The sequence below is a fragment of the Pseudomonas sp. PARCl1 genome, from assembly GCF_947311875.1.
Taxonomy (GTDB): Bacteria; Pseudomonadota; Gammaproteobacteria; order Pseudomonadales; family Pseudomonadaceae; genus Aquipseudomonas; species Aquipseudomonas juntendi.
In genome coordinates this window covers 1-8561 of record NZ_CAMZMX010000081.1, presented here as the reverse complement: position 1 = coordinate 8561, position 8561 = coordinate 1, and the positions used below count along the sequence as shown (strand labels likewise).

Sequence of the window (8561 nt, the reverse complement as noted above, 5' to 3'; positions counted from 1 at the left end):
CGTTACTGGCCCGAAACAAACGTAGGAGCGAGCGCAGCTCGCGATGCGCCGCGCGGGCGGCGCTCGATCTCACAGGCACTGAAGATGCAGCGGCTACCCTTGCCAGGAACCATAGAATCTCCCACAGGTACAGCGCCACCCTCAGGCCCTGTGGAATCCTTGTGGAATCTGGCTTGCCGGCGATGAAGCCGACGCCGGTCAGCGACGAGCGCCGCGCACCCCTTCCGCCAGTGCCGAGCACAGGCTCAACACATCGCTCACCGCCTGTTCGGCCGTGTTGGCCTGGGCAATCTTGTCGACCAGCGCCGAGCCCACTACCACGCCATCGGCCAGCCGGGCGATGTTCGCCGCCTGCTCTGGGGTGCGAATGCCGAAGCCAACGCTGATCGGCAGGTCGGTATGCCGACGCAGGCGGGCAATGGCTTCGGTCACGTGCTCGGTGGTCGCCGAGCCGGCCCCGGTCACACCGGCCACGGACACGTAGTAGACGAACCCGGAGCTGCGCGCCAGCACACGCGGCAGGCGCGCGTCGTCGGTGGTCGGGGTGGTCAGGCGAATGAAGTCGATACCTGCAGCCTGGGCCGGGGTCGCCAGTTCTGCATCGTGCTCTGGCGGCAGGTCGACGATGATCAGGCCATCGACGCCAGCCTGCTTGGCTTCATTCACGAACGCTTCCACGCCAAAACGGTGGATCGGGTTGTAGTAGCCCATCAGCACGATCGGCGTGGTGTGGTTGTCCACACGGAATTCACGAACCATCTGCAGGGTCTTGGCCAGGTTCTGGCCCGCTTCCAACGCGCGCAGGGTAGCGAGCTGGATGGCTACGCCATCGGCCATTGGGTCGGTGAATGGCATGCCCAGTTCGATCACATCGGCGCCTGCAGCAGGCAGGCCCTTGAGGATCTGCAGCGAGGCGTCATAGCCCGGGTCGCCTGCGGTAACGAAGGTGACCAGTGCCGAGCGGCTTTCGGCTTTCAACTCGGCGAAGCGTTGTTCTAGACGGCTCATGCCTGTTTCTCCTGGGCGGCCATGTGGCTCATGACGGTTTGCATGTCTTTGTCGCCGCGGCCCGACAGGCAGATCACCATCAGGTGGTCCTTGGGCAACTGCGGGGCGCGCTTGATTGCCTCGGCCAGGGCGTGGGCGCTTTCCAGGGCCGGGATGATGCCCTCCAGGCGGCACGTGGCGTGGAAGGCATCCAGTGCTTCGTCATCGGTGATGCTGACGTATTCAACGCGCTTCACCTCATGCAGGTAGGCATGCTCGGGGCCGATGCCCGGGTAGTCGAGGCCGGCCGAAATCGAGTGAGCGTCGGTAATCTGGCCGTCATCGTCCTGCAACAGATAGGTGCGGTTGCCGTGCAGTACGCCGGGCACACCGCCGTTCAGGCTGGCAGCATGCTTGTCGGTGTGCACACCGTGGCCGCCGGCTTCAACGCCGATGATCTGGACGCTTGGCTCTTCGAGGAACTCATGGAACAGGCCCATGGCGTTGGAGCCACCCCCCACGCAGGCGACCAGGCTGTCCGGCAGGCGGCCTTCCTTTTCCTGCAACTGGGCACGGGTTTCCTTGCCGATGATCGACTGGAAGTCGCGGACCATTGCTGGGTATGGGTGCGGGCCCGCCACGGTGCCGATCAGGTAGAACGTGTCGTCGACGTTGGTCACCCAGTCGCGCAGCGCTTCGTTCATGGCGTCCTTGAGGGTGCCGGTGCCCGCGGTAACCGGAACGATCTCGGCGCCCAGCAGCTTCATGCGGAACACGTTGGCCTGCTGGCGTTCGATATCGGTGGCGCCCATGTAGATCACGCAAGGCAGGCCGAAGCGCGCAGCGACGGTAGCGGTCGCTACGCCGTGCATGCCGGCGCCGGTTTCGGCGATCAGGCGTTTCTTGCCCATGCGCTTGGCCAGCAGCACCTGGCCGATGCAGTTGTTCACCTTGTGCGCGCCGGTGTGGTTGAGCTCTTCACGCTTGAAGAAGATCTTCGCGCCGCCGCAGTGTTCGGTCAGGCGCTCGGCGAAGTACAGCGGGTTGGGGCGGCCGATGTAGTCGCGCTGGAAATAGGCCAGCTCTTCGAGGAATTGCGGGTCGGCCTTGGCCGCTTCGTATTCCCGGGCCAGGTCCAGCACCAGTGGCATGAGGGTTTCGGCCACATAGCGGCCGCCGAACGAGCCGAACAGGCCATTGGCGTCGGGGCCGGGGCGGTATTGGGACTGGGTCATGGGGCGCTCCAGGGCTAGGCAATGAGTGATGGGCTTTACTCTAACCACGACAGGCCCGGCTGAAAACCGATAAGATTGCGCAAACTTGTCAGGAAAACTCACAGGTAATGGCTCACGACCTCCCTCCCCTCAATGCCCTGCGTGCTTTCGAGGCCACTGCCCGGCTTAACAGTGTCAGCCAGGCGGCCGAGGCGTTGCACGTTACCCATGGTGCCGTGAGCCGGCAGATCAAGGTGCTTGAGGAGCATCTGGGGGTGGCGTTGTTCGTCAAGGACGGGCGTGGCATCAAACTCACAGATGCCGGACTGCGACTGCGCGATGCCAGTGGCGAGGCGTTCGACCGCTTGCGCAGTGCATGTGCCGAACTGAGCCGCGACACCCGCGAGGCCCCGTTCGTACTGGGTTGCTCAGGCAGCCTGCTGGCGCGCTGGTTCATCCCGCGGTTGGGGCGTTTGCAGGCAGACCTGCCAGAGCTGCGCCTGCACCTTTCAGCCGGTGAGGGCGACCTCGATCCAAGACGACCAGGGCTGGATGCGCTATTGGTGTATGCCGAGCCACCGTGGCCGGCAGACATGCAGGTGCATGTGTTGGCCGAGGAGCGTATCGGCCCGGTGCTGAGCCCGCACTTCGCCGGTTATCAGCGCTTGCAGGGGGCGCCAGCCAAAGCTTTGCTCGAAGAAACCGTATTGCACACCACCTCACGCCCACAGGCTTGGCCGACCTGGGCGGCGCAGCAGGGTCTGGTGCCAACTGCCATGCACTACGGGCAGGCTTTCGAGCATTTGTATTACCTGTTGGAAGCTGCGGTGGCGGGACTGGGCGTGGCGATCGCGCCGCAACCACTGGTCGCCGATGACCTGCGGGCGGGCCGCCTGAGTGCGCCGTGGGGCTTCTCACCGACCCCGGCGGCGCTGACGCTGTGGGTACCTCGGCGCGCCGCTGACGGGCGCGCCGAGCAACTGGCGCAATGGTTGCGGGGAGAACTGCTAGGGCAGAGCGCTTAGTTGCGCTTGCACAGCAAGTAAGCTGCCAGCAGACCCAGGGCGCCGATGGCTACACCGGCAGTGGTATACGGGTGCTCTTGGGCATAGTCGCGGGTGGCGATGCCGGTCTGGCGGGTACGCTCCTTGACTTCCTCATAGGCATCGCTCAGCAGGCTGCGCGAATGGCGCAGGGCACTCTCGGCGTTGCTGCGCATGGCCTTGACTGATTTCTGGGTTTCTTCGGAGGCATCGTGCTTCAGGCTTTCCAGGCTTTTCAGCAGGCTTTCGATCTCTGCTTCCATGCTTTCCAGGGATGTTTTACGCAGCGAATTGCGGGGCATGTTGACTCTCCTTTGCAGTATGGACTCTATGAAGTGCGACCCTTGGGCTGCACGAAAGTGCGATCGAACTTTCGCCCCTGATGACAGCTCGCAGGTAAACCAGGCTCGCACTGCCAGGCTGAATATCACTGTTACCCAAGGAGAGCGCTCATGACCGATCATCACACCTACAAGAAGGTCGAACTGGTGGGGTCTTCGCCTACCAGCATCGAAGAAGCAATCAACAATGCCCTGGCCGAAGCCGGCCAGAGCATCAAGCACATGGAGTGGTTCGAGGTGGCCGAAACCCGTGGCCACATTCGCGACAACAAGGTCGCGCACTTCCAGGTGACGTTGAAGGTGGGCTTCCGTATCGCCAATAGCTGAAACACAGCCAGGCTGGAACAGGTTGCACTGATGGGGTATTAGGAACAGGGCGCCCTGGTGGGCGCCCCTTTCTGGTTTCATCTGCACAAGGAATGCAAGTGATGAACAAACTGATACTGGCGCTGGGCCTGATGACGCTGGCCGGTGGCGCGATGGCGGCGGGCAAACCCTGCGAGGAGCTGAAAGCGGAAATTGCCGCCAAGCTCGATGCCAAGGGGGTTGTTGGCTACAAGCTGGAGATCGTCGAAAAGGGCGACCCGGCGGGCAAGGTGATCGGCAGCTGCGAAGGCGGCACCAAGGAAATCGTCTACCGCCGCGGCTGACGCGGTGGCCCCTTCGCGGGGGCACTCGCGAAGGGGTTCACTCGCTCTTCAAAGCCTGCGCCAGCAGCTCATAAGCGCGGATACGGTCTGCATGCTCGTACAGGTCACAGGTAAACATCAGCTCGTCCGCCCCGGTTTGCTCCAGCAACACCTCCACTTTGGCGCGCACTTTCTGCGGGCTGCCAATCATCGCCAACCCCAGGAAGCTGCCTACCGCATCGCGTTCATGGGGCAGCCATAAGCCGTCCATGCTGGGTACCGGTGGTTTCTGCATCAGGCTCTGCCCGCGAATCAGCGCCAGAATGCGCTGGTACACCGAAGTGGCCAGGTATTCGGCCTGTTTATCGGTTTCGGCAACCACCATGGGAATACCCAGCATCACATAGGGTTTGTCCAGCGTGGTGGACGGTTTGAAGTGGTTGCGATACACGCGGATTGCCTCGTGCATGTAACGCGGCGCGAAGTGCGAGGCGAAGGCATAGGGCATGCCGCGCATACCGGCCAGTTGCGCGCTGAACAGGCTGGAGCCCAGCAGCCACATGGGCACATCGGTGTCGTGGCCAGGCACAGCGATCACTTTTTGATCATCGGTTCGGGGGCCAAGGTAGCGTGACAGCTCTTCGACATCGTCCGGGAAATCGTCCGGGCCACCTGCGCGGTCTCGGCGCAAGGCGTATGCAGTCATCTGGTCGGAGCCTGGCGCACGGCCAAGGCCGAGGTCGATGCGCCCCGGGTACAGGCTGGCGAGGGTGCCGAACTGCTCGGCGATCACCAACGGCGCATGGTTGGGCAGCATGACCCCGCCGGAGCCTACGCGAATGCTCGAAGTGCCCCCGGCGAGGTAGCCGATAAGCACCGAGGTTGCCGAGCTGGCGATGCCGTCCATGTTGTGGTGTTCGGCCACCCAGAAGCGGTTGTAGCCGAAGCGTTCGACATGCTGCGCCAAGTCCAGGGAGTTGCGCAGCGACTGCGCCGGGCCGGCATCGGCGCGAACGGGCACAAGGTCGAGGGTGGAAATCTTCAGGACACGTAGCTGCGTCATGGGGTCTCCGCAAGAATGATTGGCCAGAGGCCTTTATGACTCTGTATGGGCGTAATCGTTGGATTCAATGGGGGGCGCAATTGCTCTGAACTTGCCGGGCGTACCGGACCTCTGAACCCATAGGCACGTAACCGAGTGACAAGGAGGCATCATGAAGAAAACAGCATCGGCGATCTGGCAAGGTGGTTTGAAGGACGGCAAAGGCCTGCTTTCAACCGAAAGCGGCGCCCTCAAGCAGAACCCTTATGGCTTCAACACCCGTTTCGAGGACACGCCGGGTACCAACCCAGAGGAACTGATCGGTGCGGCGCATGCGGGCTGCTTCTCGATGGCGCTGTCGATGATGCTCGGCGAGGCCGGGCTCACCCCGGACCGGATCGACACGGCGGCGGAAGTCACCCTCGACAAGCAGCCTGATGGTTTTGCCATTACCGCTGTACACCTGGTGTTGCGAGCCAAGGTGCCAGGCGCCAGCGAGGCGCAGTTCATGGAGATTGCCAACAAGGCCAAAGCAGGCTGCCCGGTGTCGAAGGTGCTCAACGCCAAGATCAGCCTGGATGCGGCGTTGGTGGGCTGAAGCGGCGCAACGATGGCAGTTTGCTGTAGTCTAACCAATGTCGGCAGCAATACTGCCTTTTCAGGAGCCGTTCCATGATTCGCGTAGCAATCGCCGTGTTCGCTTCGCTGGTCGCCACGTCTGCGCTGGCGGCGGTCAAGCCGTGCGAGGAACTGAAAGCCGAGATCGAGGCCAAGATCCAGGCCCAAGGGGTGGCTTCGTACACCCTGGAGATCGTGCCTAACAGTGAGGTCCAGGACCCGAACATGGTGGTCGGGACGTGCGACGGCGGGACCAAGAAGATCATTTACCAGAAGAATGATCGCTAGCGCTCGAGCATGAGTGGCCGCTTCGCGGCCCATTTGCGACAAAAGCCCGCTTCCACAGGCCCCTGTGGGAGCGACCTTGCGTCGCGATGGGCTGCGCAGCAGCCCCTGACTCGCAGCCCCCCCTACCGGCAGCAGCCCCTACCCGCACACTCCCGCCTACGGAATACAGAACACATCGCTAGGCTCATTCACCAGCACCGTGCGGCTGGCGTCATACAGCAATACCTGCGGCTCCATTACCGGCGCCCGCGCCTCCAGGCGATAACGTTCCCCAGCCTTGAAGTCATCGAAGCGCACAGTCAGGTAACAGGTACGGTCCCTGGGGTCGGTCAGCATCCCGCCAGAGTAGATCTCGTAATCGAAGCGCACGACCAGCTCATGCTTGCCGGGGGTTACCTGAAAGTATCGGCCGTCTTCCAGGCGCTTCCCGTCAAGGCGGTCGGCCATGATTACCCGGCCGGGGGTCATGGTGTACAAGTCGACCCAGGCTTGCTTGGGGTCGACCGGCGGCAAGGGGCTGGCGCAAGCCCCCAGTGCACTGAGGGCGATCAGCATCATGGGCTGGCGCATGGCAAAGCTCCCACTTGCGATTGGCACGTTAACAGCATAGCGCCGTTTGCGTGGTTAGGTGTGCTGGCAGCCCGCTGGCAGGCCCTGGCCCAGCAGTTTTTGTTGCTGGTCATACAACTTCACCCACGGGCGGAAGCCGATGCTCCCGGCCTGCAGCTGATAGCGTTGCCCGGCGTTGAAGTCTTTGAACGCCAGCTTTACCTGGCAATCTCGCCACAGGGGTTGGTCGACCGGGCCGATGTTGCTGGGGTTGACCGGAAACTGGTAGCGCACGGTCAACTCGTGGCTGCCAGGCTGCACTTCGAAGTACCGATTGTCGGCCCAATCGCGCTCATCGACCTGCACCGCGTGCAACGAGGTGTTGTCGTAGGGCGTGAGGTCGATCCAGGCCTGGTTCGGGTCTGGGTCTGGCAGCGTTGAACAGGCAGATAACAGCAACAGTGAACCGGCGACCCACAATGCACGCATGGCGAAACTCCCCCGTGGCGAGATAGTCTTGGAGCGAATCGGCCTTGAGCGAGTCAGACAGTCCCGATGCTTCGACTTTTTCTTTTGCAGCGCTCAGGCCCTGGGCCACTCGACCGCGTTTTCACCCGTTTGGTTCCGCTGCTGGCGGTGCTTCTGCTGAGTGGTTGCAGCAGTGCGGCCTATTACGGCCAGCTTGCGCAAGGCCAGTGGCAACTGCTGCGCGCGCGGCAACCGGTGGAACAGGTGGTCGCCGACCCTGCTACCCCTCCCCTGTTACGGGCGCGCCTGCAACGGGCGGAACAGGCGCGGGCGTTTGCCAGCCAGCAGCTGAAGCTGCCGGATAACCGCAGCTACCGGGTATACGCCGACCTTGGGCGCCCCTATGTGGTTTGGAATGTTTTCGCCACGCCAGAGCTCTCACTGCAACCGGTGACCCACTGTTTTCCGATAGCGGGTTGCGTGGCGTACCGCGGCTACTACCAGCAAGGTGCAGCACGTGGCGCGGCAGCGTTGATGCGTGAGGAAGGGCTGGATGTGTACGTGGGCGGGGTGGAGGCCTATTCCACCTTGGGCTGGTTCGACGACCCTATTCTGTCGTCGATGGTGGGCTGGGGTGACGAACGCCTGGCGACCTTGATCTTTCACGAGCTGGCGCACCAGCGCTTTTATGTGCAGGACGACACCGAGTTCAACGAGTCCTTTGCCTCGTTCGTCGAACAGGAAGGCACCCGGCAATGGCGCGCGGCGCGTGGCCTGGCTGCGGTGGGTGGCGATCAGGGGCAGCAGCGGGAGCAGTTTATCCAACTGGTGCTGGCCAGCCGCGAGCGGTTGCAGGCGATTTACGCCGGGCCGCTGGATGATGCGCACAAGCGCCAGGCCAAGCGGGCGGAGTTCGCGCGGCTCAGGCGTGACTACCAGCAGGTGCGGGACAGCCAGTGGGGCGGCGACAAGCGCTTTGACGCCTGGGTGTACGGGCCCATGAACAATGCCAAGCTGTTGCCGTTCGGGCTGTATGACCAGTGGGTGCCGGCGTTTGCGGCGGTGTTTCGCGAGGTTGGCGGGGATTGGGGGCGGTTCTATGAACGGGTTGAGCAGTTGGGGAGGTTGCCCATCGCTGAAAGGAGGGCGGCGTTGCAGAAGTTGATGGCTGGCCGGTGAGACTTTGGGGCGGCGTTGCGGCCCATCGTCGGCAAGCCAACTCCCACGGGGGGCGCATCAGGGCTGATAGGTGTTTGCCACAAGGTATGCAGCGCCTGTTAGAGCGAGCGCCGCCCGCGCGGCGCAATCGCGAGCTGCGCTCGCTCCTACGTTTGTTTCGGGCCAATTATTCCTGTGGGATTTGCGCGCGAACGCCTTGGTGC

General features: G+C 63.0%; 12 protein-coding genes. 6 read left to right on the top strand and 6 right to left on the bottom strand.

What is annotated here, in order from left to right; all coding sequences use genetic code 11:
- Window positions 1–198: 198 nt before the first annotated feature.
- Window positions 199–1008, bottom strand: coding sequence for a tryptophan synthase subunit alpha (trpA, locus tag QME24_RS24260; RefSeq protein ID WP_054906243.1), 810 nt, complete (start codon window positions 1006–1008; stop codon window positions 199–201).
- A complete protein-coding gene (gene trpB / locus QME24_RS24255; RefSeq protein WP_029887973.1) occupies window positions 1005–2222 on the bottom strand; it encodes a tryptophan synthase subunit beta in 1218 nt (405 codons plus the stop codon). The genes trpA and trpB overlap by 4 nt, the downstream gene beginning before the upstream one ends.
- Before the next feature lie 107 nt (window positions 2223–2329).
- Here trpB and QME24_RS24250 point away from each other — a divergent pair, with 107 nt between their 5' ends.
- Entirely contained in the window at window positions 2330–3226 is an 897-nt protein-coding gene (locus QME24_RS24250; protein ID WP_280091896.1) for a LysR family transcriptional regulator, read from the top strand.
- Here QME24_RS24250 and QME24_RS24245 read toward each other — a convergent pair.
- On the bottom strand, window positions 3223–3546 hold the full coding sequence (locus QME24_RS24245) for a DUF883 family protein (protein ID WP_009682179.1): 324 nt from the start codon (window positions 3544–3546) through the stop codon (window positions 3223–3225). The two genes, QME24_RS24250 and QME24_RS24245, sit on opposite strands and share 4 nt — an antisense overlap.
- Before the next feature lie 150 nt (window positions 3547–3696).
- On the opposite strand from QME24_RS24245, the gene QME24_RS24240 reads away from it, so the two are divergent.
- Window positions 3697–3912, top strand: a complete 216-nt coding sequence (locus QME24_RS24240) for a dodecin (RefSeq protein ID WP_029887971.1) — start codon at window positions 3697–3699, stop codon at window positions 3910–3912.
- 101 nt (window positions 3913–4013) lie between these two features.
- Complete coding sequence (locus QME24_RS24235) at window positions 4014–4235, top strand: DUF1161 domain-containing protein (protein WP_054906241.1); 222 nt, start codon at window positions 4014–4016, stop codon at window positions 4233–4235.
- A 37-nt stretch (window positions 4236–4272) separates the two neighbouring features.
- Here the strand turns inward: QME24_RS24235 and QME24_RS24230 are convergent, their stop codons facing one another.
- A complete protein-coding gene (locus QME24_RS24230; RefSeq protein WP_280091897.1) occupies window positions 4273–5277 on the bottom strand; it encodes an LLM class flavin-dependent oxidoreductase in 1005 nt (334 codons plus the stop codon).
- A gap of 151 nt (window positions 5278–5428) precedes the next feature.
- Between QME24_RS24230 and QME24_RS24225 the strand changes: the two genes are divergently transcribed.
- Window positions 5429–5854, top strand: coding sequence for an OsmC family protein (locus QME24_RS24225; protein WP_009682183.1), 426 nt, complete (start codon window positions 5429–5431; stop codon window positions 5852–5854).
- Window positions 5855–5928: 74 nt separating this feature from the next.
- On the top strand, window positions 5929–6162 hold the full coding sequence (locus tag QME24_RS24220; protein WP_009682184.1) for a DUF1161 domain-containing protein: 234 nt from the start codon (window positions 5929–5931) through the stop codon (window positions 6160–6162).
- A gap of 156 nt (window positions 6163–6318) precedes the next feature.
- Here the strand turns inward: QME24_RS24220 and QME24_RS24215 are convergent, their stop codons facing one another.
- Window positions 6319–6732 (bottom strand): hypothetical protein, encoded by a 414-nt coding sequence (locus QME24_RS24215; RefSeq protein WP_054906239.1) that lies wholly within the window; start codon window positions 6730–6732, stop codon window positions 6319–6321.
- A 54-nt stretch (window positions 6733–6786) separates the two neighbouring features.
- Window positions 6787–7200: a hypothetical protein gene (locus QME24_RS24210; RefSeq protein WP_029887968.1), complete on the bottom strand. Its 414-nt coding sequence runs from the start codon at window positions 7198–7200 to the stop codon at window positions 6787–6789.
- An 84-nt stretch (window positions 7201–7284) separates the two neighbouring features.
- Here QME24_RS24210 and QME24_RS24205 point away from each other — a divergent pair, with 84 nt between their 5' ends.
- Window positions 7285–8358 (top strand): aminopeptidase, encoded by a 1074-nt coding sequence (locus QME24_RS24205; protein WP_054906244.1) that lies wholly within the window; start codon window positions 7285–7287, stop codon window positions 8356–8358.
- The last annotated feature ends 203 nt before the right edge of the window (window positions 8359–8561 follow it).

Coding starts and splice junctions, on each gene's coding strand:
- QME24_RS24245 (WP_009682179.1), bottom strand. CDS start 3,546: ATGCCCCGCAATTCGCTGCGTAAAACATCCCTGGAAAGCATGGAAGCA.
- QME24_RS24220 (WP_009682184.1), top strand. CDS start 5,929: ATGATTCGCGTAGCAATCGCCGTGTTCGCTTCGCTGGTCGCCACGTCT.
- QME24_RS24235 (WP_054906241.1), top strand. CDS start 4,014: ATGAACAAACTGATACTGGCGCTGGGCCTGATGACGCTGGCCGGTGGC.
- QME24_RS24215 (WP_054906239.1), bottom strand. CDS start 6,732: ATGCGCCAGCCCATGATGCTGATCGCCCTCAGTGCACTGGGGGCTTGC.
- QME24_RS24210 (WP_029887968.1), bottom strand. CDS start 7,200: ATGCGTGCATTGTGGGTCGCCGGTTCACTGTTGCTGTTATCTGCCTGT.
- QME24_RS24250 (WP_280091896.1), top strand. CDS start 2,330: ATGGCTCACGACCTCCCTCCCCTCAATGCCCTGCGTGCTTTCGAGGCC.
- trpA (WP_054906243.1), bottom strand. CDS start 1,008: ATGAGCCGTCTAGAACAACGCTTCGCCGAGTTGAAAGCCGAAAGCCGC.
- trpB (WP_029887973.1), bottom strand. CDS start 2,222: ATGACCCAGTCCCAATACCGCCCCGGCCCCGACGCCAATGGCCTGTTC.
- QME24_RS24240 (WP_029887971.1), top strand. CDS start 3,697: ATGACCGATCATCACACCTACAAGAAGGTCGAACTGGTGGGGTCTTCG.
- QME24_RS24230 (WP_280091897.1), bottom strand. CDS start 5,277: ATGACGCAGCTACGTGTCCTGAAGATTTCCACCCTCGACCTTGTGCCC.
- QME24_RS24225 (WP_009682183.1), top strand. CDS start 5,429: ATGAAGAAAACAGCATCGGCGATCTGGCAAGGTGGTTTGAAGGACGGC.